We start from the raw sequence: 23,536 nt of genomic DNA on the forward strand, positions 1-23,536 counted from the left end.
CGCCGCCATGGCGCGGCGGCCCTGTTCCGGTATCATCACCCGACATCATAGATCCGGCCGATGACGCTGCGATGACGCTGCACGGTGCCGACGTCACCAGCATTGACAGCGGCGGCGATACAGCCGACATGCTGGCGATCGGGCCGCGCCGCACGCGACCCCCATCCCCCGACAGGAGCCATTGCACCGTGCCCGTGCCCGACCCCAGAGCGGCCGACCGGCTGCGCCGTCGCCAGCCGATGTTCAACCTGCCGCGCGCGACCCAGATGCTGGTCGGGATCAACGTCCTGGTCCATCTGGTGCGGGTGTTCCTGCTGCCGGAGCATCTGGACTGGGAACTGATCGCCACCGCCGCGGTGATCCCCGCCCGCTATAGCTATGGTCCCGGCTTAGACCTGCCGTCGCTGATCGCGCCGCTGACCTTCCAGTTCCTGCATGGCGGCTTTCTGCACCTGCTGCTGAACATGGCGCTGCTGGCGGCCTGGGGGGCGGGGGTGGAGCGCATGGTCGGCCCCTTGCGCATGGTGGGGTTCTATCTGGTCACCGGCATGCTGGGGGCGCTGGCCCATGTGCTGATCTACCCGGAAAGCATGGTGCCGATGCTGGGCGCATCGGCCGGCATCAGCGGGCTGTTCGCGGCGGTGCTGATCATGATGCGCCGCAGCCGCGCCGGCACCGGCAGCATCATGCCGCTGGCCCTGTTGTGGATCGCGACCGCGGTGATCACCGGGATCTGGGGCACGCCCGGCACCGGCGAGGCCGTGGCCTGGGTGGCGCATATCGGCGGGTTTCTGGGCGGTCTGGCGCTGTTTCCCTTCCTGCTGTCGCGGCCGCGTCACGGCTGATCGCGCACAATGCTTTAATCCAGCTCGGCCTGACCCCGAGAAAGCCTCGTTTGCGGGAAGCGGCGCCGGGCGCGAGGATGGGGGCGTTCCAGGCGACAGGGACATGGCCCGCCATCCCCATGCCGGCGGCCCCTGCCGGCAGGTGGGCCTGTTCCGGCGTGCAGACGTCCCCTCCGGCGTCTGCACGCCTTTTTTTCGGGCCAGTGGTCCGCCATGTGGCCTGCCGGTCTGCATATCTGCGCAGCTTGCAGATGCAGAACCGCAAGGAAGGATGCGTGGATCAGCGGAGTTTGGGCATTCAGACGTATGCCTTCAGCATGTGAGTGGGTACGACTGATCCGTATAGTGGATCATCAGGCCATGGCGATTGACCCATAGCCGCCACCGACTCTAAGATGCCTTCCGAAACATCCTTACAAAATGAGTTGCGGAGTCGAAATCCGAACGTCGTTTGATGGCCCTGTTCTGATTGAACAGAGAAAGATGGCCATTCGGACGCGTCGGCAATGACAGCCGCAACCAGCCAAACGAACATACGCTTGTTCGAATAATGGATGCACCGGTCGCCCGGCGAGCATCTGAATGGGAGGAGAACATCATGAGCATGCGGTCGCGTTTCCGCAGCCTTGCTTGCGGCCTTGGTGCCGGCGTCGCGGTGGCAGCGATGGCCATGGGCGCCAGCCCGGCATCGGCAGAAACCTTCAAGATCGGCATCGTCACCTTCCTGTCGGGTCAGGCCGCCGAGGCCTTCGGCGTGCCGGCGGCGAACGGTGCCAAGACCATGATTGCCGGGCTGAACGCCGGCAAGCTGCCGGCCCCCTACGATACCAAGGGCTTCGGCGGGATGGAAATCCAGCCGATCATCATCGATGAGGCCGGCGGGGCCACCAAGCAGGTGCAGGAACTGCGCAACCTGATCCAGCGCGAGCAGGTCGATGCGGTGGTCGGCTATATCAGCTCGGGCGACTGCCTTGCGGTCGGTCCGGTGGCCGAGGAACTGAAGGCGCTGCTGATCCTGTTCGACTGCGGCACGCCGCGGATCTTTGAAGACAACCAGTTCGAATACGTCTTCCGCACAGCCGCCCATGCCACCATGGATAACGTCGGTCTGGTCCGCTACATGAAGGACCACGACGTCAAGGTCGGCACCTACAGCGCCATCAACCAGGACTATGCCTGGGGCCATGACAGCCGCAATGATTTCGTGGCGTCGATGAGCCAGCTTTATCCCGAAGCCAAGTTCGAGGCCGATCTGCTGCCCAAATTCGGCGCCGGCCAGTATGGCACCGAAATCTCGGCGCTGCTGCGTCAGGGCTCGGATCTGGTCTACTCCAGCAACTGGGGCGGCGATCTTCAGGCGCTGATCCTTCAGGCCGGCCCGCGTGGCCTGTTCAAGCGCAGCCAGGTGGTGCTGTCGGCGGCCGACCATGTTCTGCCGGCGCTGGGCGACAAGATGCCCGACGGCACGATCATCGGCGCCCGTGGCGCCTATGGCCTGATGAGCGAGGAAACCCCGCTCAACACCTGGTTCCAGACCACCTACACCGCCGAACATGGCGTCTATCCGGTGCAGGCCCCCTATCGCGTCTCGCAGGCCCTGCTGGGTCTGAAGACCGCGATCGAGAAGGCCATGTCGGAGAATGGCGGCAAGAAGCCCACGACCGACGAGATCCGCGCCGCGCTGAAGGGCTCGACCTGGGAGAGCCCCGGCGGCCAGATCACCATGGCGAACGGCAATGGTCATCAGGCCATTCAGGACATCGCCTTCGGCCGCACCCGTTATGACGCGGACAAGAAGATGGTGGTGATCGAGGACATCGGTCGCTATCCGGCGAAATGCGTCAATCCGCCGGCCGACATGAAGGCGAATGACTGGATCAAGGCCGGGTTCCCCGGCGCCGTCTGCAACTGACCTGCCTGACGACAATCATGGCCGGACCGGCGGGCGGATGTCCGCGGGGCCGGCCATGGTGTCGCGCGGCCCGTTTGGTCCCCGTTTCCGCAACGTCCGTCGTTGTCGCAGTCTTCCCGGAGACGTTCCTGATGGAGCTTCTGCTCACCGTTCTCGTGGACGGGCTGATCTATGCCGCCTGGCTGTTCATCGTGGCCCTGGGGCTGACGCTGGTGTTCGGCGTGCTCAAGATCCTGAACATCGCCCATGGCAGTTTCTATGCGATCGGCGCCTATGCCGCGGCCTCGCTGGTGACCTGGTTCGCCACCATCGGCCTCGCCCCCGAATGGTCGCTGGTGGCCATGCTGCTGGCGGCGGCCGGCGTCGCCGCCGTGCTGGGGCCGCTGCTGGAACGTGGCCTGCTGCGGCTGTTCTATGGGCGCGACGAAGTGCTGCTGGTGCTGGTGACCTATGCCCTGTTCCTGATGCTGGAAGACGGTGTGAAACTGATCTGGGGCGTCGATCCCTATTACGTGTCAGAGCCTTACAGCCTGTTCGGCAATGTCGAGATGGGGCCGCTGTTCTATGTCGGCTATGATTTCGCGCTGATGGGGCTGGCTGTGATCTGCGGGCTGGGCGTGTGGTTCGGCCTGAACCGCACCACGCTGGGCAAGATCGTTCTCGCGGTCATTCACAACCCCGAGATGTCGGCCTCGATGGGGGTGAACGTCAACAAGGTCTATGTGCTGGCGTTCGTCTGCGGCGTGTTCCTGGCGGCCCTCGGCGGCGCGTTCACCGCCCCGCAGATCTCGGTGCAGCCGGGCATCAGCGTCGGTGTGATCATCCTGAGCTTCGCGGTGGTGATCATCGGCGGGCTGGGCTCGATCGAGGGGGCCGCGGTCGGCGCGCTGATCGTTGGCCTGTCGCGCGCGGCGGCGGTGCATCTGGTGCCGGATGCCGAGTTGTTCATCGTGTATTTCGTGATGGCCGCGGTGCTGGTCTTCCGTCCGGAAGGCCTGTTCGTCCGCGCCCAGGCGCGCAAGATCTGACGGGAGACCCCATGATGTCGACCCGATCCGCAGTGTTGCGCCCGGTGCTGGTGGCGGCCATCGTCGTTGTCGCGCTGGCTTTCGCCGGCATGGCGCTGCCCAAATGGTTCCTGTTCCTGGCCACGATGGCGATCGCCCATGCGACCGTGGCGCTGGGGCTGATCTTCATGATGCGTGGCGGTCTGGTTTCGTTCGGCCAGGGCCTGCCGTTCTGCCTGGGGGCCTATGCGGCCGGCCTCGGCGGCCCCTGGCTGGGGCTGACCGACGCGGTTCTGCTGCTGCTGCTGGGTGGTCTTGCCGCCGGCGCGGTGGCGGCGGTGTTCGGATCGCTGCTGGCCCGCTATCGCGGCATCTTCTTCGCCATGCTGACCCTGTCGCTGTCGATGGTGCTCTATGGCCTGCTGGTCAAGGCGACGGCCATCGGCGGCTCCGACGGCCTCAATCTGGCGCGTCCCGCGATCCTGGGCTATGAGCCGACCACCGAGACCGCCGATTACGCGCTCTATCTGCTGGCGGTGGTGACCGCGGGCGGGCTGTCGGCGATCGCGGCCCTGCACTTCAATTCGGTGCGCGGGCTGATGTCGCTGGCGGTGAAGGAAAACGAGCTGCGCGTGGAATATATGGGCGCCTCGGTGCGGTCGCTGATGGCGGTCAACTTCATCATCGCCGGCGTCTATGGTGGCGTCGGCGGCGCGCTGGCCGCGATCGCGCTTGGCCATATCGAACCCACCTTCTCGTACTGGACGACGTCGGGCGAGATGGTGTTCCTGGCGATCCTGGCCGGGCAGCACAGCGTGGTCGCGGTGTTCCTGGCGTCATTGATCCTGGAGCTGGTGCGGTCGTTCGCGAACCTGTATTTCCCCGAGACCTGGCAGTTGGCGCTGGGCGCCTTCCTGCTGGTGGTGATCCTGTTCCTGCCCCGGGGCCTGGGCTCGCTCTGGCATCGCGGCCACAAGCCCGCCGCCCCCGCGACCGATGTAACCACGGAGACCGGGCGATGAGCCAGAGAGAGGCGCCGATGACCCGTGCCGTCACCGGACATCCGGTTCTGGAGACCCGCAATCTTCGGAAATCCTTCGGCGCCGTCACCGCGGCGCGCGACATCTCGGTCGCGATCGAAAGTGGCGCGCGGCTCAGCGTCATCGGATCGAACGGCGCCGGCAAGACCACCTTCGTCAACATGGTGACCGGCTATCTGAAGCCCGATGAGGGTACGATCCTGCTGGATGGCGAGGACGTGACCCGGCTGGACCCGCGCCGGCTGGCCCGGCGCGGCATCGCCCGCTCGTTCCAGATCCCGCAGTTGTGCACGGAACTGACAGCACTTGAGAACATGCTTGTGGCGCGGGCGGCCGCGGCCGAGGGCGGGGTGCCATTCTTCCGGCCGGCGCGGACGCCAGAGGCCAGTGATGCCGCGATGGCGGTGCTCGACCGCTTCGGGCTGGCCGATATCGCACCCCGACCGGTGGCGGAACTGGCGGGCGGTGTGCGCAAGCTGCTGGATATCGCCCTGGCCATGATCGGCCGGCCCCGGCTGCTGATGCTGGACGAGCCGACAAGCGGCGTGTCGGCGGAGGAGAAGTTCCCGTTCATGGACCGGATCATGGCAGCCCTGGACCAGGGCGGCGTGACGGTGCTGTTCGTGGAGCACGACATGGACATCGTCGGCGCCTATGCCGACCGGGTTCTGGCGTTCTATTCCGGCCAGATCATCGCCGATGGCGCCCCCGATCACGTGCTGGCGGATGATGCTGTCCGCCAACACGTCACCGGTCACTGAAGCGGAGGCTGGATCACGTCATGCTCGAAATCGAACGCGTCCGCACCAGCATCGCCTCGGTCGAGGTGCTGCGGGACTTCACGCTCTCCGTCGGACAGGGCCGGATGGTGGGTCTGGTCGGCCGCAACGGCGCCGGCAAGACCAGCCTGATGCGCACGGTGATGGGCCATCTGCCCACGACCTCCGGGCGGATCAGTTTCGACGGCACTGATCTGGCCGGCCTGCCCAAGCATGGCCGGGCGGCGCTCGGCATCGGCTTCATGCAGGAAGATCGCGGGCTGGTGCCCGAACTGACCGTGCAGGAAAACATCCTGCTGCCGGTCTGGGTGTCGAAGAGCCTGAAACCGCGCGCGCGGCTGGACCTCGTCTATGGCTATATGCCGGAATTGCTGGAGATGCGCGACCGGCGCGCCCTGTTGCTGTCGGGCGGTCAGCAGAAGCTCGTGGCGCTGGCCCGCGCGCTGGCCGTCGGCACCCGGCTGCTGCTGCTGGATGAACCCTTCGAGGGTGTCGCCCCGGCGCTGGCGCAGCGGCTGGCCGATGTGATCGGCAAGCTCAGGGCCGAGCATCTGTCGATCCTGGTGTCGCATTCCGACATGAACCATGCCCAATCGTTGTATGATGATGCCTATGTCATCGAGCGTGGCGCGAATGCCGCCGCCGCCGTCCATTGACGGCGGGGTGCTCTTCCAGTCGTCCACCCTCTCCACGACCTTCGTCCTTCAAGAGATGTGAAGCCAGATCATGACCACCCGTGTTGTGTCCCCGGTGCCGACCATTCGCCGGGAACTTCATTTCGGCGACCGCATCCTGTCCTGCTATGCCGATCGACCCGCCGATCTGACGGCTCTGCTGCGCGACAGCTTCGCGCGTCTGCCGGACGCCGAGGCGGTGATCGACGGCGACCGCCGGATCACCTATGCGACACTCGACGAGGCCGCCGACCGGCTGGCCGGCGGGCTTGCGGCGCGGGGGATCGTGCAGGGCGACCGGGTCGGTCTGCTTCTGAACAACCGGGCCGAATTCGTGATCGCCTGGGTGGCCTGTATCCGGCTTGGCGTCATCGCGGTGCCGCTGAACACCCGTGAGCAGAAGCCCGAACTCGCCTATGTTCTGGGCAATTGCGGCGCGCGCGCGGTGATCTTCGAAGCGGAGCTGGGCGCACGTCTGCCCGATCCCGATGACGTCGTCTGCCTGGACCTGAAGATCGTGGTCGGGGCCGCCGAGGGTGACATCCCCGACGGCGCGACGGGTTGGGATGCGGTGGCGGACGGCCCGGCGCTCGGCGGCTGGGCGGCGGTGGATGAAGACGACACGGCGGTGATCCTGTACACCTCCGGCACCACCGGCAAGCCCAAGGGCGCCGAGCTGTCGCATCTGAACATCGTTCATTCCTGCCTGCACTATGTCGATCACATGCAGATGCCGATGGACGGGCGCGAGCGGTCGATCCTGGCGGTGCCGGCAACTCATGTCACCGGTCTGGTGGCGGTGGTCGCGCTGATGATCCATGTCGGCGGCGCCACGGTGATGATGCGCGCCTTCAAGGCCCGCGATTTCCTGAAACTGGCCGAGGCCGAGCGCATGACCCACGGGGTGATGGTGCCGGCGATGTATAATCTGTGTCTGTTGCAGCCCGATTTTGCCGGCTATGACCTGTCGTCGTGGCGGATCGGCGGCTATGGCGGAGCGCCGATGCCGATGGCCACGATCCGTCGGCTGGCCGAGATTCTGCCGGGGCTCAACCTGGTCAACGCCTATGGCGCGACCGAGACCACCTCGCCGAGCACGGTGATGCCGCTGGGCGAGGGCGCCGTTCATGCCGATACCGTCGGCCGGCCGGTGCGCTGCGCCGAGATCCGGATCATGGACGAGGCCGGCCGCGAGGTGGCGCCGGGCGAGGCGGGCGAGCTGTGGATCCGCGGGCCCATGGTCGTGAAGGGCTATTGGGTGCGGCCCGATGCGACGCTTGAGAATTTCGTGTCGGGCTTCTGGCGCTCGGGCGATATCGGCTCGATGGACGAGCAGGGCTATGTGAAGGTCTTCGACCGCCGCAAGGACATGATCAACCGGGGCGGCTACAAGATCTTCTCCGCCGAGGTGGAAAGCGAGCTGTCCTTCCATCCCTGGGTCGCGGAAAGTGCCCTGGTGTCGCGCCCCTGTCCGGTGCTGGGGGAACGGACCCACTGCTTCGTGATGCTGAAGGATGACGGGCTCGCCCTGCCGGAAGACGAGGTCGCGGCTGCCCTGAAGGATTTTCTGTCCACGCGGCTGTCGGATTACAAGGTGCCGGATTACTTCACCTTCGGCGCCGATCCGCTGCCGCGCAACGCCAATGGCAAGCTGATGAAGCGTGATCTGCGCGACCGCGCGCTTGTCGAGGCGGGCGACGCGGCCTGATCCGCACGCTGCCTGAACGCCCCTTATGGACGGACCGATCCATTGACCGATCTTGGACCGAAACAGGCGGCGGCCCTGGCCGCCGCCGCGGCATCACTCGCCCGTGGTCTTGATGCACCCGGCGCCGGCATTCCGGCCGGCGCGCTGCCCGCCGATTTCCCGGCGGCACGGCTGCGCGATATCGATGCGGTGCTGGGCCTGCCCATGCACCGCATGCTGGGCTTCGAACTGGTGAAAATCACCCGCGACGGCGCCGAGTCGCGGGTGGTGCTGGATCACCGCCACGGCACGCCGGCCGGCACCGTCCATGGCGGCGTGCTCTATGCCCTGCTGGACCCGGCCGCCTATATGGCATTGCTGCCGCATCTGCCCGACGGCGCCACCGCATCGACCCATGACATCTTTGTCAGCGTGATGCGGCCGGCACCGATCGGCGCCGACATCCGCCTGCATGCGCGGGTTCTCCGTGCCGGCCGGCGCGTGGCCTTCCTGGATGCCGAGGCGCGGCGCGGCGACGACATCATCGCCGCCGCGCGCATCACCAAGACGATCTTCGGCGCCTGATGATCTTCGGCGCCTGACCCCCTTCAGCGTCCGGCGACGATCGCCGCCGCCTGTTCCGCCAGAGCCGCCGCCACGCGATCGGCGGCGGCGCGTGCCAGATGCACGCCGTCATGGCGGTCGCCGGGCCCGTTGATCCGGTCCAGATCGGGGCCGCGATGGCGGCGCGGCGCGGCATCGATCACCATGTTCTGTGCCCGGCGGATCGCCATGTTCTGCCGGCCATCGATCCGGAGTGCGGTCGGCACGATGATCCAGGGCGAGCCTCCGGTCAGACCGTCGATCCGATCGATGACCCGGGTGAGGCCGGCTGTATAGCGTTCGGCCGGCGTGTCACGATTCGCATCGGCCTCTCCCTGTATCCAGATGACGAGATCAACCGGCAGGCCGGCCGCTGTGGCGGTAGTGATCCGTGCCGGCAGGCCGGCGATGGCGTGGCCGTAAGGCGACGACCAGTCGGCGATCCGCGATCCACCGACCGCCGCCCCGATCAGAACCACCGGGCGGCCGGTGCTGGCGGTCAACCCGTCGGCGAAGAGCGGCCACATGCTGCCCTTCCATCCCGATGCGCCGGGCAGCGGGTCCGCCAGATGGTGGCAGTGGCCGCCCATCAGGCTGTAGGCACCGCGCCCGGCCTGCCGCCGGTCGGGCACGGTGTTCGCGGCATTGGACTGGCCGGCGATCAGGATGGTGATGGCATTGCCGTCAGGGCAGGTGGCCGGCCGGGCGAAGGGGGCGCCGGGAATCGTGCCATAGGCACCGAGGCCACCGGCATTCGCCACGCGGCTGATCGCACGGCGCATATCCCCCGACGCGATCGTCCAGGTCACGGCCAGGCATGCGAACAGCAGCAGCGTGACGCAGATCCGCGATCCTGTGAATGACGTCAACCGCGGTTCTCCATGGCCGGACCGAAGGAGGCTGCCAGTTTACCACCGGAAGGCGATGCCGCCATAGATCGAGGCGCCGTCGCCCGGATAGAACAGCGCCGATCCGGCATTGGCGCTGTTGGTGACGCTGGTGGTCGCGACATAGGTCTCGTCGGTCAGGTTGCGGCCGTCCAGGAACAGGGTCACGCCCGGGGAAGGCTGCCAGCCGGCGCGCAGGCCCAGCAGGGCGTAATCCGGCGCATCCAGGCTCTCGGCATTGTCGACCGCATAATCGACCGGCACCCATTCCACATGCGGGGTCAGCCACACGTCGTCCACGGGTTCCCAGCGCAGTTCGGCATAGAGCCGGTGCGGCGGCACGCCGGGCAAAGCGTTGTCGCCATAGGTGGCGTCGCCGTCGAAGCGGAAATCCGACCAGGTGTAGGATGTCTTCAGCATCAGCCTGTCGGTGAGCGTCAGATCGACGGCCGCTTCCAGGCCGCGATGGATGGTGCGGTCGGCATTGATGGTGGTGGTGCCGCCGGTGACGGTGCCGAAGGTCTGCAATTCGTCGCGCAGCCGGCTTTCGAACACCGCGACGTCATAGCCGAGCCGGCCCCAATGGCCACGACTGCCGACTTCCAGGGTCCAGGCGGTCTGTGCCTCGATATCGGCGAAGCCCGGCGCGGTGCTGGGGTTGATTTCAGACAGGGTCGGCGGCTCGGCGCTGCGGGCCAGATTGCCATAGAGCTGCACATCCGGTGTCGCCTGCCAGATCAGGCCCAGGCGCGGGTTGAGTTCGTCATAGCGGGCCTCGCCGCTGTCGTCGCCATCGCCGAGAAAGGCGTCGTCGAAGCCACGCCGGGCATGCATGGCCTGAAGCCCCATGATCAGCGTCAGGTCGGGTGCAATGGCGACGGCGTCTTCCGCCCAGACCTCGAAGGTGCGGCCGCGCTCGGTGCCCTCGGCGGTCAGCGCGCCACGGCTGCCGCCGATATTCACATAGCGTCGGGCGTCGGTTTCGCCGCCGGCTAGGCGCACGCCGAAGGTCAGGCCGTGTTCGAGGCCGATCGCCTGACCGCCAGTGGTGAGCTTCGCCTGAACGCCACCATCCAGATAGTCGTTGTCCAGCACCTGAAAGATCGGGTGATAGAGTGATTTGTCGAGCAGCCAGGCGCCGAATTCCAGGGTGGTGGCATCGCCCATCGCCACCGACCAGCGATTGGCCAGCCGGATCGCGGTGATGTCGCGGCGCTGATCGCCGGTGATGGAGCCGGCGGCGGTCGAGCGCGGATCGTTCAGGGCCTGATCCAGCGTCAGGGCGCTGGGCAATTCCTGATAGAGATCGTCATAGCCCAGATAGACCCGGGTCTCGACGTCGTCGGTCAGTCGCCAGCCCAGATTGCCGGTGAACAGGCGGTTGTCATGGGCCGAATGATCGCGGAAGCCGTCGGTGCGGCTGAGGGTCGCCGACAGATGGCCGTCGCGGTCGCCATCGACGAAGCCGAACCCTGTATGGGTGCGCACGAAGCCATAACTGCCAAGCTCGGCACGCGCGGTGACGCCCGGATCGGACCGGCCGGTGCGGCTTTCCATCCGCACCTCGCCGCCCAGCATCGACACGCCGTCGGCGAAACCGTTCGATCCCTTCAGCACCTCGACATGGCGCAGCGACAGCGGGTCGATCTGCTGGAAATCGCCGGCGCCGTCGCTGGTGTTGATCGGCAGGCCGTCGAGGCTGAGCTTCACGCCGCGCATGTGGAAATTGCGGCTGAGCCCCGATCCGCGGATCGACAGCTTGGTTTCCGCCTGCCCGAAGCGCGACTGAGCATACACGCCGGGCACGGTTGCGATCATGTCGCCGATGCTGAAGGCGCGGCTGTTCCGGAATGCCTCGGCCGGGATCACCGCGAAGCTGCCGGGCAGGCTGTTGGCGAGCGTGGCATCGCGGGTGGCGGCATCGGGCGCCGTGGCGCTGGCGGCGCCACTGGCGGTGACGTCGAGATCGGGCAGGGTGGTGATGTCGGCGGCCGACGCCGGCAGGCTGGCCAGGGCGAGCAGCCCGGTCGCCGAGATGAGCGTTGCGGACATGAGATCGGCCACGGCCGGCCGGATGCGGCCGCCGCGATGGGTGGTGCGGGTCATGGGGATTGGTCCTGATCCTGAAGCTTCGGTCGAGGGGACGACGGATCTGCTGGATCAGGCCTGTGGCGGTGCCCGCGGCCGGCGGCGCCGACGGCGCAGGCTCAACCGCAGAGCTTCGGGCGCGATGGCGGGGCCGCGACGGCCACGGGCAAGCGGGCCGGCGGGCAGGGCGGGGGGTGTCGTGGCCGCGATGGCGGTGCACAGCGCGCAGTGATGACCGGGGCCGGCGGCACTGTCATGCCCGGCGGGGCCATCGGGATCGGCGATGTCGGCGGATGACGGGCTGGCGGATGACGGGCTGTGGCAGATGGCGGCGAGGTCGAAGCCTGCGGCATCGACGCCGGCCACAGCGGCCACCGCCCGGCCGACCTCGCTGGTGGTCATGCCGGCAATCATTGCCGGCTGGGTCAGCATCAGGGCGGCAAAGGCAAGCCAACCGGCCGCGCGGCGCATCAGGCGTCGCATCGGCCGGTGGGATCTGCGTGATCTATGGTCCTGTCGCCGGCCGCCATGGCTGGTTCCACGGCTGTGCCTGATCCGCCCCGTCATGGGGCCTGAGTGTAGGGGCACGCCTGCGCGCCGGAGGGTGTGACATCCGGTCGCAGGGGCTTGTTCCCGCGATGCGCGCGCGCCGGCCACGCTGTCAGCGCGCTTCGATCCGCCGGACGAAATCCTTCAGGATGATCCGGTACAGATCGTCCTTCAGCACCGCATCCTCGACCCCGGCATCGATGTTCGGGTTGTCGTTGACCTCGATCACGAACACGCCATCGGCATTCTGCTTCAGATCGACACCATAAAGCCCGTCGCCGATCGGCGCTGCGGCGCGCACGGCCGCATCGATCACCTCCGCCGGGGCCGCCTCCACCGCCATCGTGCGGAAGCCCCCCTGATCGATGCGGCCATCGCCGCTGTGCTTCACGATCTGCCAGTGATCGCGTGACATGAAATACTGGCAGGCGAAAATCGGCTGGCGGTTCAGGATGCCCACCCGCCAGTCGAAGGCGGTGTAGACGAAGGCCTGTGCCAGCGCCAGATCGCTGCGCGCGAACACCCTGGCCGCCATCTCGATCAACTGGTCGCGGTTCTCGGCCTTGAAGACGCCGTTCGAGAACGCGCCGTCGGGGATTTTCAGCACCATCGGATAGCCCAGAACCGCCTCGGCATCCAGCAGGCGCTCGCGATGCAGGATCATGGTCTTCGGCGCCGGCAGATTGTGAACCCGCAGCAGTTCGGCCAGATAGATCTTGTTGGTGCAGCGCACGATCGATTGCGGATCGTCGATCACCGGCATGTCTTCCTGGGCGGCGCGGGTGGCGAAACGGAAGGTGTGGTGATCGATCCGGGTGGTCTCGCGGATGAACAGCGCGTTGAATTCCGCCAGCCGCGCCAGATCGCGGCGGGTGATCAGGGTCACGTCCAGGCCCAGTGCCGGGCCGAGCCTGCAGAACCGGGCCAGCGCCTTGCTGTTCGATGGCGGCAGAGGATCGGCCGGGTCGTGCAGGATGGCCAGATCGTGACGGGTGCGGGGCGCCGGTTTCGGCGCCCGCCAGCGATCGGTGGTGAAACGGTCGATCGCGCGGGCGAAGGCCGCGTGGTCTTCGCTGTCCAGCCCGCGCACGCCGCGGCTGCGCACCGACCGCACCGACCAGCCCAGCCCGCCGCCCACCGGCTCGGCCGCGCCATGCACCAGATGCAGCGCCATCAGCGGCAGCCGGAACAGGTCGAAGGCCCGCCGGCCAAGTGCCGCGGTCTCGGGCTCGGCGGTCTCGCCGAACATCACGGTGACGGTGCGGGTGATGGCGCCGCCGGCCGGCGGTGGCATCAGATGACGCCGGGCGATGCCGGTCAGTTCCGGCAGGGCGTGGGCATAGATCCGCTTGGATGAAATCTCGGTGAGGGCCGACGGCGTCGGGATCACCCGCTCACCCCGACCCTCGGCCAGCAGCGAGACGTAATAGCCAAGGGACAGATAGCGGTGGTCGCGGGTCAGGTTGATCACCCGCATGCCCGCGCGGCCTGATCTGGCGGCGTCGGCCGGTGGCGGGCTGTCGATGAAGGCGCGGGCGGTCAGCACCTGGCGACCGGCGGCCGCGGGGATCGCCGGGATGTCCTCAGGGCGGTCGACGACAACGATATGCGGAACCATAGGGGTCAGGTTTCCGTGGCTGGGGCGGAAATCAGCAGCGTGGCGCGCAGGGCTGCGCGGCCATAGCGGGACATGTGTTCGAAATCGCGCCGCGCGACGGGAATGCGCATACAGTCGATCGGCGCGCGGCGCTCCTCGCGGTCGACGAAGGGGTCGTGGATATGAACGAAGCCGTCATCGATGGCGATCACCACCACCCAATGCGGCGCCTTCTGGCGATCGAACCGCCAGGAACTGACCAGTTGCAGCGGCACGGCACCCTGCGTGATCGCGGTCCGCATCTCGTCGAGCGTGGCCGGCCGGTCGGTGAGGGTGATGCGCGGCTCGGCCGCGATCTCGCGCACGAATTCGGCCTGCACCATCTCGATCACCCGCTTCTTGGCCGGGCTGCGCACGCCGTCGACGAAGGGCGTGCCCTGGCCCGAGATGTGCAGCGCCACCTTGAAACCGCGCCGGGCACCGGCCAGCGCCAGCCCGTGCGGCGAGCAGCCGCCATGGCCGGAGGTCATGAAGATGGTGGTGGCATCGCGCCAGATCCGCAGCTCTTCCTCGGGGCCGGTGGCGCGCTTGGGGTCCAGCGCGTGCATGGCCATGATCAGCGCCGCGGGGCCGCAGGTGAAGGGCAGGCTCTGTTCGACATAGGGAATGCGATCACGCGCGGGATCCAGCCGGCGGACCAGTGGCTTCTCCATCCGGATCGCGTCGACCTCGTCTTCGTAATAGGCGACATAGCGGCCGAAACGCCGATAGCCGGCCTGTTCATAGATGGCGGCGATCGCCGGCGCGTCGGCGCGCACCTCCAGCCGCACCGACACCGCCCGTGCCGCCAGCGCCCGGGTCTCGACTTCGTCGAGCAGGCGGCGGCCGATGCCGCATCCGCGCCAGCCGGGGGCGGTGGCGATGGAATAGAGCCGCGCCAGCGAGGTGCCGGCATTATGGAGCACCATCGCATAACCCACGATGACCGGGCGCCCGGCCCCGGCCACCTCGGCCACGATGGTGTCGGCATGGGCGCGTGACAACAGGTGCCGAAAGCTGCGCCGGCTGATGCGGTCGTGGACGAATGACGCGGTTTCGATGGCGAGCAGGGCATCGATATCGGCCGGCGTCGCATCGCGGAGATGAATGTCGCGACCGCCCCCGGCCTCCTCGACCTGGCCCGCGACAGGGCCATCTGTCGTCGCCGAGGCCATGCCGCCGGCCGTCCGCGCGGAACCGTCGCCCGTGTCCATGATGATCAGCAGCCCCAAGGAGTGTTGCCGGGTGCCCGGGATCGCGTGGATCTGACGCGGGTCAGTGGCGACGCGGGTCAGGGGCGTGGCGTCCCGCAGAAGACAGGTGTCGGATGTGGTGGTCCGGCTTGCAAGTGGCAAGTTGTGGCGCGCGGTGGGCGGTTCGTTACGCGGCGTTCTTCGGCAGATGGTCGATCAGGCGCGCCAGTTCGGCGGCGGTGCACTCGATGGCCGCGCCGCTTCGCTCGATTCTGGCCTGGATGAGCGCGCCCTGCATCGCCGAGGTGCACAGTTGGGCGAGGCGGTGCGCGTCGGCATGCGCATGGCCATCGGCCACCAGCTTGTCGTGCAGCACCGTGATCCGTGCGCCATAGGCCTTCCTGCCCGCCTCCGCGACCGCTCTGTCGGCGGGGGCCAGTTCCAGAAGCACGGTCGTGATCGGGCATCCGTCGCGATAGCCGGACTTCTCCATCCAGCCGGCCAGCAGACGGGCATGCGCTTGCAGAAGCGCACCGGTTGTGCCGGCTTTCGTGGCGAGATCCTGAAGTGTGGCGGCGACCCGTCGGCCGGCCTCATCAACCGCCGCCACGGCGATCGATACCTTGCCTTCGGGAAAATAGTGGTAGAGCGAGCCCTTGGGCGCGCCGCTGGCATCGACAATGTCATTCAGGCCGGTGCCGGCATAGCCCTGCCGGCGGAACAATGTCACCGCCGCGTCGATGATCGGGGCCCGATGTCTGGGTTTCGGCGGCATGGCTCACTCCATCGTCGTCCGAAAATATATTGACTGGTCTATATCAGATCGAAACCATGACGGCCAGTGATGACATAAGGGAGAAGGCCGTTGTCAGACGTGCGGACACAACCGAAAGCCGACGCGATGGCCGCGTATCGGGCATCCACGCCCGTGCTCGATCAGGCCGGCATGCTTGCAGCCGGGCTGGGGCAGGCGGTCATCCTGCCGCTGCGACCGCAGGACGAGACGATGCTGGAACAGGCCGAACCGTTCCGCTTCGGCCCGCACGACAGCCGGCAGGCCTGGAGCGTGGGCGAGGGGCCGGTGGTCATGCTCGTTCATGGCTATTCCGGGCGGGGGGTTCAAATGGCGTCGCTGGCCTTGCGGATCGCGCGACAGGGATATCGCTGCGTGTTCTTCGACGCCGGCGGGCATGGCGCATCGCGTCCGGAAAAGGTCGGGTTTCATACCTTCATCGCGGACACGCATGATCTTTTCACCCGGCTCGATACGCCGGTCCGCGCCATGATCGGGCATTCGGCCGGTGGCCTTGCGATGATGCGGGCGCGGGCGTTGCACGGGGTTCACGCCGACAGGTACGCGGTGATCTCGGCACCGCTCTTTCCCTATGTCCCGCTTGAATCCATGCGCAGGCAGGGCGCGTTCCCAGAGGCGCTCGACCATGTCAAGGCCATCCTGTCCGATCAGTTCCAGACCAGTTGGTCGTCGCTGTCGGGAGGTATCGCCTACACGCCGGAGGCGGACGGGCGGCTTCTGGCGATCTATGACACCACCGACCAGATGGTCGAGCATTCCGATGCCGAGGCACTTGCCGTGCTCTGGCCGGGCTGTCGGGTCGTGAAAACCGCGGGCTATGGCCACAACCGCATCCTTCAGGCCGAGGAGACCGGGGCTGCGGTCTGCGCGTTCCTCGCCGACTGACGACCCATTGGCCGGGCGGGACGGGGTAATGTCGCCATAATCCCTGTCCGGCCAAAGGATCAGCCGGGGCCGTTAAGGCCGAAGCTTGCCGCGTCGCCGACGAGCGCCAGGCCGCCAAGCACGATCAGCAGCGCCGCCGCCGCCTTGCGCACCGGGCCCAGCGGAATGGCGCGGGCGATGCGCTCGCCCAGGAACACCACCGGCAGATTGGCGATCATCATGCCCAGCGTGGTGCCGACGATCACCATGATCAGGGGCGTGTAGTCGGCGGCCAGCGCCACGGTGGCGATCTGGGTCTTGTCGCCGATCTCGACCACGAAGAAGGTCAGCGTGGTGGCCAGGAAGGCGCCACGGGCGGTGGCTTTCGGGGTGTCGTCGTCGTCCAGCTTGTCGGGAACCAGCACCCACAGGCCCATGGCGATGAACGACAGTCCCAGGATCCAGCGCATCCAGTCGGGATCGACATGGGCGGCGACTGCGGCACCGACCGCGCCGGCGACCGCATGATTGGCGAGGGTCGCCACCAGAATCCCGGCGGCGACCGGCCAGGGCGCGCGATAACGCAGCGTCAGTGCCAGCGCCAGAAGCTGGGTCTTGTCGCCGATTTCTGCCAGGGCCACCACCAATGTGGAGATGCCGAGCGCTTCCATGATTGCTGAATGCCTCCGGGGCGGGGCGGCCGGACCGCAATCGACCCGTCCCCGGACAGACACCCGGGCCGCGAGCACGATCGGACACTTGCGCATCGGCCGGTCCGGCCGCCCGTCGTCAAACTCGACGGTCGATGCACAGGTGTCCGAAGGTCTCGCCGGCGTCAGGATCTGGTCCCGTCGCTCGCACGCCATGCCCTGGACCCGGCCCGCGGGCCGGATACCGGCCTTGGCCGGCAGACAAGTCTGTTGACGTGCGATCCGTCTGGCTGCGTCACCCGGGCTGTCCGGACTGGTCCGAATGGCCGGGGCACGTGGCTCGCGGTCGACTACTCCCCCTCGGAAAGTGGGATGAGAATTACCCGGCAGGGCCGGTTCTGTCAATCGCGGGCCACGCCATCGGGGGGCGGATCGGCGTCGACGAGCCCCGTTTCATTACAGATCAATGACTTCCTGAACGGCCCGCCGGAGGCCTCAAGAAATGTTGCGGACCGATGAAAAAGACCTCTTGCAAAGCCTGCCAAGGATTGGCTATAAGACCGCCACGACGACGACGCCCGATGCGACCGTGGCGGAATTGGTAGACGCGCTAGCTTCAGGTGCTAGTGTCTGTACGGACGTGTAGGTTCAAGTCCTACCGGTCGCACCACTCTCTCAAAGGGGAGTGACCATCAGGCGAAGTCATCGTGAAGCAAAGCACCCGCCTGCATCTGGCGGGTTTTTTGTTGGCGGTCCGGCCTCGCGGGTCCAAGTCGCTTTTTTGACAAGGCGCTTGCATCGGCCCCGGATTTGCGTATAACCACGGACCACACAGACCCGCTGCGACCATGGCGGAATTGGTAGACGCGCTAGCTTGAGGGGCTAGTGCCCGAAAGGGCGTGCAGGTTCAAGTCCTGCTGGTCGCACCAGCTTTTCCGCTGGGGTATAGGGTTCTGACGATGAAAGCCGGTGCCGGTTGACGGTGGCCGGCATTTTTTTTGCCCGGATTCGACGGGCGGGGGGGCGCGTTCAGGCCGCGCATCTGGCCATTGGGGCAGAGCCCTGGCGCTACCCAAAGCGGGCAAAACCGGGTACGGTCGGCGAAATGGCCGCGCGGGCCCGATGCTCCCGGCCGTCCTCTCTCAAAGCGCCGGTCGGAGCCCCATGCAGACCATTTTCGTGCTCATCAAATGTGAACTCGGCAAGGCCTATGACGTCGCCCATCAGGCGGTGGAGACGATCGAGGAAATCTCCGAAGTGCATTCGATCTCGGGTCAGTACGATCTGCTGATGAAGTGCTATCTGGCCCCTGGCCACGATATCGGCCATTTCGTGAACGAGAAGCTCCACGCCGTCGATGGCGTCAAGGACACCTTCACGATGATCACCTTCAAGGCCTTTACCTGACCGGATACTGAGGCGCATGGACGCGCGCGCCGCCCGCAAGCGGCGGCGGGCGATGCCGGTGGGGAGCGCCGGATGCCATGCGTCTCGATCGACCGGTCAGCCCAAGAACAATCAGTCAGCCAAGGGCAACCGGCCATCCACGGGCCGGACGCGCCAAAGATGGGGAACGGGAGATGACGGGACACAAGCGGTCTGCGCGGATCATCGCCGCGGCAACGGGGATTGTCATGACGATGGCCGTGGGAGCGGCCGGCGCGGCGGATGCGGTGAAGATCGGCCTGCTGACCACGCTCAGCGGCGATGGTGCCGGGCTCGGCGTCGACACGCGCGACGGCTTCATGCTGGCGGTGACGGAAGCGGGCGGCATGCTGGGGGGCGTGCCGGTCGATGTGCGGGTGGTCGATGACGCCCGCAAGCCGGAAACCGCGGTTCAGGCCGCCGACCGGCTGGTGTCGGAAGACAAGGTCGCGCTGATGACCGGCATCGTGTTCTCAAATCTGGCGCTGGCGGTGGTGCCGCGGGTCACGCGCGACGACGTGATCTATGTCAGCTCCAATGCCGGCCCCTCGCAGTTGGCCGGTGCCGGCTGCCACCCGAATTATTTCAACGCCGCCTATCAGAACGACAATCTGCATGAAGCCACCGGCGCCGCCGTGGAACAGGCCGGCGTCAAGCGGATGGTGCTGATCGCGCCGAATTATCCGGCGGGTAAGGACTCTTTGACCGGCTTCAAGCGCTATTTCAAGGGCGAGGTGGTCGACGAGATCTACACCAAGCTGGGCCAGTTGGATTATGCGGCGGAGATCGCCAAGATCCGCGCCGACAAGCCCGATGGCGTGTTCATCTTCCTGCCCGGCGGCATGGGCATCAACTTCGTGAAGCAGTATGACCAGGCCGGGTTGAAGGGCGACATCAAGCTGTTCGGTCCCGCTTTCTCGTTCGATCAGGACGTGCTGCCGGCGGTGGGCGATGCGGCACTGGGCGTGATCAACGGCGCGCAGTGGTCGCTGGACCTGGACAACGCCGCCAACAAGGCCTTCGTCGCGGGCTTCGAGGCCGCCTATGACCGGCTGCCCTCGGTCTATGCCATGCAGGGCTATGAGGCGGCGCATATCATGGGCGCCGGTCTGAAGGCCGCGGGTGGCGACGTGTCGAAGCTGGACGATCTGCGCGCCGGCATGCGCAAGGCCGATTTCGACAGTGTGCGTGGCGAATTCCGCTTCGGCACCAATCAGCACCCGGTTCAGGATCTCTATGCCCGCGAAGTGGTGAAGGACGACAAGGGCCGGTTGGTCAACCGCATCGTCTCGAAGGTGTTCGACGACCATGTCGACGCCTATGCGGCCGACTGCAAGATGAACTGACGACCCAGGGGCGCGGGTGACGCGGACGGTCTTTGTCCGGTCACCTGCACCCTCGGGCGCAGATTGATCCCTCATGTTTGCATTGTTGATCGAGCAGGTTCTGAACGGCCTGCAACTCGGCGTCATGCTGTTCATGATCGCCGCCGGCCTGACGCTGGTCTTCGGCGTGATGGGCGTGCTGAACCTTGCCCATGGCGCGCTTTACATGGTGGGGGCCTTCGCCGCCGCCTTCATCGCCGCCGAAACCGGATCGGTGGTGCTGGGCATTCTGGTCGCCATGCCGGTGGCCGCCCTGGCCGGGCTGTTGATCGAGCGGCTGGTGATCGCGCGGTTGTATGCGCGCGACCATCTGGATCAGGTTCTGGCCACCTTCGGCATCGTGCTGTTCGCCAACGAGATGATGCGCATCCTGTTCGGACCGCGCCCCCTGTTCCTGAACGTGCCCGATTTCGCGGCAGGCACGCTGGAAATCCTGCCGGGCGTGCCCTATCCGGTCTGGCGGCTGGTGATCATTCTGGTCGGGCTGGTGGTGGCGGGCGGGCTCGCCCTGCTGATCGAGCGCAGCCGCCTGGGCATGTTGATCCGCGCCGGCGCCCAGAACCGGCGGATGGTGGCGGCGCTGGGGGTGGATATCGGCAGGCTTTATGCCGTGCTGTTCGCGCTGGGTGGCCTGCTGGCGGGCCTGGCCGGCGCGGTTGCAGGCCCCGTGCTGGCGGTGCAGGTGGGCATGGGCGAACCGGTGCTGATCCTGGCCTTCGTGGTGATCGTGATCGGCGGCATCGGCTCGGTGCGCGGCGCCTTCACCGGCGCGCTGGTGGTGGGGCTGGCCGACACGCTGGGCCGAGCCTATCTGCCGGAACTGGCGCGGGCGGTGCTGCCGCCGGCGGCGGCCGACCAGATCGGCGCGGCGCTGGCGTCGATGACCATCTATCTGCTGATGGCGCTGGTGCTCGCCATCCGGCCCAAGGGGGTGTTCGGTGGCAGCGACTGATCCCCATCCGACGGCTCTTCGCCCGACGCCGCCGACACCGACCGGGCACGCGGCGCGCGGCGGCCGGGCCAGCCTCGTCGTTGTGCTGCTGCTGGCCCTGGCGCCGCTGGTCGCCAGTGCCGCCGGCGCCGATTATCTGGTGGCGCTGACCACCCGCATCGCCATCTGGGGTCTGGCCGCCGCCAGTCTTCAGATGCTGATCGGCGCGGCCGGCCTGCCATCGCTGGGCCATGGCGCCTTTGTCGGCATCGGCGCCTATGCCGTCGGCATCGCCTTCCATCACGCGCAGGGCATGGACGGTGCTCTGGGTTTTCTGGCCGGGGGCGGGACGGATGACCTTCTCGTCACCCTGCCGGTGGCGGCGCTGGCGGCGGCGCTGATCGCGCTGCCGATCGGGGCGATCAGCCTTAGAACCAGCGGCGCCTATTTCATCATGATCACGCTCGCCTTCTCGCAGATGCTGTATTTCGTCACCGTCGCCTTCGCCGATTATGGCGGCGAGGACGGGCTGTCGCTGTGGAGTCGCAACACCGCCGCCGGCCTGGATACCGGCGATGCCATGGTCTTCCATTACATCTGCCTGGGCCTGCTGGCCCTGTGGCTGGCGCTGGCCCATCGCATCGCCGGCAGTCGTTATGGGCTGGTGCTGGCGGCCGCGCGCGATGACGACCGCCGCCTGCGCGCCCTGGGCCGCAGCCCCTATGGCCTCAGGCTGGCGGCCTTCATGGCGGCGGCGGCGGTGGCCGGGGTCGCCGGCGCGCTGAACGCCAATCTGATCGGTTTCGTCAGCCCGACGCCGCTGGCCTGGACGACATCGGGCGAATTGATGGTGATGGTGGTGCTGGGCGGCGCCGCGACCCCGGCCGGCGCGGTGATCGGGGCGGCGATCATGGTGGTGCTGGAAGAGATGCTGGGCCGTTGGACCGAGCATTGGGCGGCGATCCTGGGGCCGATGCTGGTGCTGGCGGCGATCTTCAATCGCGGCGGCGTGCTGGGCAGCCTGTCGCGGATCGGCGGGCGCCTGCGGGGAGGGGGGCGGCGATGACCGGCACAGGCACCCCGGCGACCCCGCCCTTGCTGACGGTTACCGGCGTGACCCGGCGTTTCGGCGCGCTGGCGGCGGCCGACGACCTGAACCTTGCGGTGCTGCCGGGCGAGATCCACGCGTTGATCGGCCCCAACGGTGCCGGCAAAACCACCGCCTGTGCGCTGATTTCGGGTGAGCTTGCCGCCGACCGGGGCCGTATCGGCTTCGACGGCCGGCACGTCACCGCCGAGGGCGTGGTGGCGCGGGCGCGGCGCGGGCTGGTGCGGGCCTATCAGGTGGTGGCCCTGTTCCCGACCCTGACCGCGCGCGAGACCATCGAGGTGGCGCTGATCGCGCCGACCCGTTCGGTCTGGCGGCCATTCGCCGCGCGCGACCGCGACCGGCGGCTGGCCGACACAGCCGGCGAGGTCTTGCGGCGGTTCGGCCTGGACCCTGATGACCGGCGACCGGCGGCGGTGCTGTCGCATGGCGAGCGCCGGCGGCTGGAAATCGCCCTGGCCGCCGCCCGCAGGCCCCGGCTGCTGCTGCTCGATGAACCGCTGGCGGGCCTGGGGCCGGAAGAGAGCGCCGCCATGGTCGAGACCATCCGCGCGCTTGCCGCCGATGCCACGATCCTGATGGTGGAACACGACATGGAGGCGGTGTTCGCACTGGCCGGCCGGGTGACGGTGCTGGTGGCCGGGCATGCGATCGCAACCGGAACACCCGACGCGATCCGCGCCGATGCCGGTGTGATCGCAGCCTATCTGGGCGAGGATGACGCCGGATGACCGCGGTGCTGGAGATGCGGGCCGTCACCGGTGGCTATGGACCGGCGCAGGTGCTGTTCGGCATCGATCTTGCCGTGCGGGCGGGTGAGGTGGTGGCGCTGATCGGGCGCAACGGCATGGGCAAATCCACCACCATCGGCGCGGCGCTGGGTCTGGTGGATGTGACCGGGGGCCGGATCGACGTGGATGGCCGCGACATGACCGGCGCGCCATCGCATCGCATCGCCCGCGCCGGGCTGGGACTGGTGCCCGAGGGCCGGCAGGTGTTTCCCGGGCTGACGGTGCACGAGAATCTGGTGGCGACGGCCCGGCCCGGCCCCTGGACCGAGGCCGCCGTCCACGACCTGTTTCCGCGACTGGCGGAGCGCGGCCGGCAGGCGGCGCGGCTGCTGTCGGGGGGCGAACAGCAGATGCTGGCGATCGGCCGGGCGCTGCTGACCAATCCGCGGCTGCTGATCCTGGACGAAGCGACCGAGGGGCTGGCGCCGCTGATCCGACGCGAGATCTGGGCGGTGCTGGCACGGCTGAAGGCCGAGGGGCTGGCGATCCTGGTGGTCGACAAGGATCTGAAGGCGCTGGCCGGTCTTGCCGATCATGCGGTCGGGCTGGAACGCGGCCGGGTCGCCTGGTCGGGAGCCGGCGCAGAGCTTGCCCGGCCCGACGGCGCGGCACGCCGGCTGGTGGGGGTTTGAACGGCGCCCGGTTCAGCCGATGCCCGGTTCAGCCGA

At 67.5% G+C, this 23,536-nt stretch carries 22 protein-coding genes and 2 tRNA genes; 17 read left to right on the top strand and 7 right to left on the bottom strand.

Annotated elements, in window-relative coordinates; genetic code table 11:
- Positions 1-71 precede the first annotated feature (71 nt).
- From WG924_RS25535 to WG924_RS25570, 8 genes are all read left to right on the top strand, one after another.
- Positions 72-845, top strand: coding sequence for a rhomboid family intramembrane serine protease (locus WG924_RS25535; RefSeq protein WP_345935861.1), 774 nt, complete (start codon positions 72-74; stop codon positions 843-845).
- A 598-nt stretch (positions 846-1,443) separates the two neighbouring features.
- Positions 1,444-2,757, top strand: coding sequence for an ABC transporter substrate-binding protein (locus tag WG924_RS25540; protein WP_345935862.1), 1,314 nt, complete (start codon positions 1,444-1,446; stop codon positions 2,755-2,757).
- A 131-nt stretch (positions 2,758-2,888) separates the two neighbouring features.
- The gene (locus WG924_RS25545) at positions 2,889-3,785 is read left to right on the top strand and encodes a branched-chain amino acid ABC transporter permease (protein WP_345935863.1); all 897 of its coding nucleotides are present in this window, start codon (positions 2,889-2,891) and stop codon (positions 3,783-3,785) included.
- 14 nt (positions 3,786-3,799) lie between these two features.
- Positions 3,800-4,786, top strand: coding sequence for a branched-chain amino acid ABC transporter permease (locus tag WG924_RS25550; protein WP_345935864.1), 987 nt, complete (start codon positions 3,800-3,802; stop codon positions 4,784-4,786).
- Complete coding sequence (locus WG924_RS25555; RefSeq protein ID WP_345935865.1) at positions 4,783-5,565, top strand: ABC transporter ATP-binding protein; 783 nt, start codon at positions 4,783-4,785, stop codon at positions 5,563-5,565. The genes WG924_RS25550 and WG924_RS25555 overlap by 4 nt, the downstream gene beginning before the upstream one ends.
- Positions 5,566-5,585: 20 nt before the next feature.
- Positions 5,586-6,239 (top strand): ABC transporter ATP-binding protein, encoded by a 654-nt coding sequence (locus WG924_RS25560; protein WP_345935866.1) that lies wholly within the window; start codon positions 5,586-5,588, stop codon positions 6,237-6,239.
- Between the two features lie 70 nt (positions 6,240-6,309).
- Positions 6,310-7,965 (top strand): class I adenylate-forming enzyme family protein, encoded by a 1,656-nt coding sequence (locus WG924_RS25565; protein WP_345935867.1) that lies wholly within the window; start codon positions 6,310-6,312, stop codon positions 7,963-7,965.
- A gap of 42 nt (positions 7,966-8,007) precedes the next feature.
- Positions 8,008-8,529 (top strand): PaaI family thioesterase, encoded by a 522-nt coding sequence (locus tag WG924_RS25570; RefSeq protein WP_345935868.1) that lies wholly within the window; start codon positions 8,008-8,010, stop codon positions 8,527-8,529.
- A 23-nt stretch (positions 8,530-8,552) separates the two neighbouring features.
- Here the strand turns inward: WG924_RS25570 and WG924_RS25575 are convergent, their stop codons facing one another.
- The 6 genes from WG924_RS25575 to WG924_RS25600 all read right to left on the bottom strand — a co-directional run bounded on the left by WG924_RS25575 (position 8,553) and on the right by WG924_RS25600 (position 15,675).
- Positions 8,553-9,416, bottom strand: a complete 864-nt coding sequence (locus tag WG924_RS25575) for a sialate O-acetylesterase (protein WP_345935869.1) — start codon at positions 9,414-9,416, stop codon at positions 8,553-8,555.
- Positions 9,417-9,455: 39 nt separating this feature from the next.
- Positions 9,456-11,540 carry a TonB-dependent receptor family protein gene (locus WG924_RS25580; RefSeq protein WP_345935870.1) on the bottom strand — a complete coding sequence of 695 codons (2,085 nt, stop codon included), beginning with the start codon at positions 11,538-11,540 and terminating at the stop codon, positions 9,456-9,458.
- A gap of 54 nt (positions 11,541-11,594) precedes the next feature.
- Complete coding sequence (locus WG924_RS25585) at positions 11,595-12,005, bottom strand: DUF2946 family protein (protein WP_345935871.1); 411 nt, start codon at positions 12,003-12,005, stop codon at positions 11,595-11,597.
- A gap of 178 nt (positions 12,006-12,183) precedes the next feature.
- Entirely contained in the window at positions 12,184-13,689 is a 1,506-nt protein-coding gene (locus WG924_RS25590) for a RimK family ATP-grasp domain-containing protein (protein WP_345935872.1), read from the bottom strand.
- 5 nt (positions 13,690-13,694) lie between these two features.
- Positions 13,695-14,882 carry a peptidase C39 family protein gene (locus WG924_RS25595; protein WP_345935873.1) on the bottom strand — a complete coding sequence of 396 codons (1,188 nt, stop codon included), beginning with the start codon at positions 14,880-14,882 and terminating at the stop codon, positions 13,695-13,697.
- A gap of 205 nt (positions 14,883-15,087) precedes the next feature.
- Positions 15,088-15,675, bottom strand: a complete 588-nt coding sequence (locus WG924_RS25600) for a TetR/AcrR family transcriptional regulator (RefSeq protein ID WP_345935874.1) — start codon at positions 15,673-15,675, stop codon at positions 15,088-15,090.
- 126 nt (positions 15,676-15,801) lie between these two features.
- On the opposite strand from WG924_RS25600, the gene WG924_RS25605 reads away from it, so the two are divergent.
- Positions 15,802-16,599, top strand: a complete 798-nt coding sequence (locus WG924_RS25605; RefSeq protein ID WP_345935875.1) for an alpha/beta hydrolase — start codon at positions 15,802-15,804, stop codon at positions 16,597-16,599.
- 59 nt (positions 16,600-16,658) lie between these two features.
- Here the strand turns inward: WG924_RS25605 and WG924_RS25610 are convergent, their stop codons facing one another.
- Positions 16,659-17,249, bottom strand: coding sequence for a TMEM165/GDT1 family protein (locus WG924_RS25610; RefSeq protein ID WP_345935876.1), 591 nt, complete (start codon positions 17,247-17,249; stop codon positions 16,659-16,661).
- A gap of 562 nt (positions 17,250-17,811) precedes the next feature.
- Here WG924_RS25610 and WG924_RS25615 point away from each other — a divergent pair.
- The 8 genes from WG924_RS25615 to WG924_RS25650 all read left to right on the top strand — a co-directional run bounded on the left by WG924_RS25615 (position 17,812) and on the right by WG924_RS25650 (position 23,500).
- A tRNA-Leu gene (locus WG924_RS25615) sits at positions 17,812-17,898 on the top strand.
- A 172-nt stretch (positions 17,899-18,070) separates the two neighbouring features.
- Positions 18,071-18,157 (top strand) — tRNA-Leu (locus tag WG924_RS25620).
- 235 nt (positions 18,158-18,392) lie between these two features.
- Positions 18,393-18,635 carry an Lrp/AsnC ligand binding domain-containing protein gene (locus WG924_RS25625; protein ID WP_188579370.1) on the top strand — a complete coding sequence of 81 codons (243 nt, stop codon included), beginning with the start codon at positions 18,393-18,395 and terminating at the stop codon, positions 18,633-18,635.
- Positions 18,636-18,862: 227 nt separating this feature from the next.
- Positions 18,863-19,999 (top strand): ABC transporter substrate-binding protein, encoded by a 1,137-nt coding sequence (locus WG924_RS25630; protein ID WP_345935877.1) that lies wholly within the window; start codon positions 18,863-18,865, stop codon positions 19,997-19,999.
- Between the two features lie 73 nt (positions 20,000-20,072).
- Positions 20,073-20,990, top strand: a complete 918-nt coding sequence (locus tag WG924_RS25635) for a branched-chain amino acid ABC transporter permease (protein ID WP_345935878.1) — start codon at positions 20,073-20,075, stop codon at positions 20,988-20,990.
- Positions 20,977-22,035 carry a branched-chain amino acid ABC transporter permease gene (locus WG924_RS25640; RefSeq protein ID WP_345935879.1) on the top strand — a complete coding sequence of 353 codons (1,059 nt, stop codon included), beginning with the start codon at positions 20,977-20,979 and terminating at the stop codon, positions 22,033-22,035. Before WG924_RS25635 ends, WG924_RS25640 begins: the two co-directional genes overlap by 14 nt.
- Positions 22,032-22,808: an ABC transporter ATP-binding protein gene (locus tag WG924_RS25645; protein WP_345935880.1), complete on the top strand. Its 777-nt coding sequence runs from the start codon at positions 22,032-22,034 to the stop codon at positions 22,806-22,808. Before WG924_RS25640 ends, WG924_RS25645 begins: the two co-directional genes overlap by 4 nt.
- Positions 22,805-23,500, top strand: coding sequence for an ABC transporter ATP-binding protein (locus tag WG924_RS25650; protein WP_345935881.1), 696 nt, complete (start codon positions 22,805-22,807; stop codon positions 23,498-23,500). Before WG924_RS25645 ends, WG924_RS25650 begins: the two co-directional genes overlap by 4 nt.
- Positions 23,501-23,536 lie beyond the last annotated feature (36 nt).

This window comes from Tistrella arctica (genome assembly GCF_039630945.1).
Taxonomy (GTDB): Bacteria; Pseudomonadota; Alphaproteobacteria; order Tistrellales; family Tistrellaceae; genus Tistrella; species Tistrella bauzanensis.

Bases quoted from the DNA above. Each gene is read 5' to 3' on its own strand.
- WG924_RS25535 (WP_345935861.1), top strand. From the start codon at position 72: ATGACGCTGCACGGTGCCGACGTCACCAGCATTGACAGCGGCGGCGAT.
- WG924_RS25540 (WP_345935862.1), top strand. From the start codon at position 1,444: ATGAGCATGCGGTCGCGTTTCCGCAGCCTTGCTTGCGGCCTTGGTGCC.
- WG924_RS25545 (WP_345935863.1), top strand. From the start codon at position 2,889: ATGGAGCTTCTGCTCACCGTTCTCGTGGACGGGCTGATCTATGCCGCC.
- WG924_RS25550 (WP_345935864.1), top strand. From the start codon at position 3,800: ATGTCGACCCGATCCGCAGTGTTGCGCCCGGTGCTGGTGGCGGCCATC.
- WG924_RS25555 (WP_345935865.1), top strand. From the start codon at position 4,783: ATGAGCCAGAGAGAGGCGCCGATGACCCGTGCCGTCACCGGACATCCG.
- WG924_RS25560 (WP_345935866.1), top strand. From the start codon at position 5,586: ATGCTCGAAATCGAACGCGTCCGCACCAGCATCGCCTCGGTCGAGGTG.
- WG924_RS25565 (WP_345935867.1), top strand. From the start codon at position 6,310: ATGACCACCCGTGTTGTGTCCCCGGTGCCGACCATTCGCCGGGAACTT.
- WG924_RS25580 (WP_345935870.1), bottom strand. From the start codon at position 11,540: ATGACCCGCACCACCCATCGCGGCGGCCGCATCCGGCCGGCCGTGGCC.
- WG924_RS25585 (WP_345935871.1), bottom strand. From the start codon at position 12,005: ATGCGACGCCTGATGCGCCGCGCGGCCGGTTGGCTTGCCTTTGCCGCC.
- WG924_RS25590 (WP_345935872.1), bottom strand. From the start codon at position 13,689: ATGGTTCCGCATATCGTTGTCGTCGACCGCCCTGAGGACATCCCGGCG.
- WG924_RS25595 (WP_345935873.1), bottom strand. From the start codon at position 14,882: ATGGCCTCGGCGACGACAGATGGCCCTGTCGCGGGCCAGGTCGAGGAG.
- WG924_RS25600 (WP_345935874.1), bottom strand. From the start codon at position 15,675: ATGCCGCCGAAACCCAGACATCGGGCCCCGATCATCGACGCGGCGGTG.
- WG924_RS25605 (WP_345935875.1), top strand. From the start codon at position 15,802: ATGGCCGCGTATCGGGCATCCACGCCCGTGCTCGATCAGGCCGGCATG.
- WG924_RS25610 (WP_345935876.1), bottom strand. From the start codon at position 17,249: ATGGAAGCGCTCGGCATCTCCACATTGGTGGTGGCCCTGGCAGAAATC.
- WG924_RS25625 (WP_188579370.1), top strand. From the start codon at position 18,393: ATGCAGACCATTTTCGTGCTCATCAAATGTGAACTCGGCAAGGCCTAT.
- WG924_RS25630 (WP_345935877.1), top strand. From the start codon at position 18,863: ATGACGATGGCCGTGGGAGCGGCCGGCGCGGCGGATGCGGTGAAGATC.
- WG924_RS25635 (WP_345935878.1), top strand. From the start codon at position 20,073: ATGTTTGCATTGTTGATCGAGCAGGTTCTGAACGGCCTGCAACTCGGC.
- WG924_RS25645 (WP_345935880.1), top strand. From the start codon at position 22,032: ATGACCGGCACAGGCACCCCGGCGACCCCGCCCTTGCTGACGGTTACC.
- WG924_RS25650 (WP_345935881.1), top strand. From the start codon at position 22,805: ATGACCGCGGTGCTGGAGATGCGGGCCGTCACCGGTGGCTATGGACCG.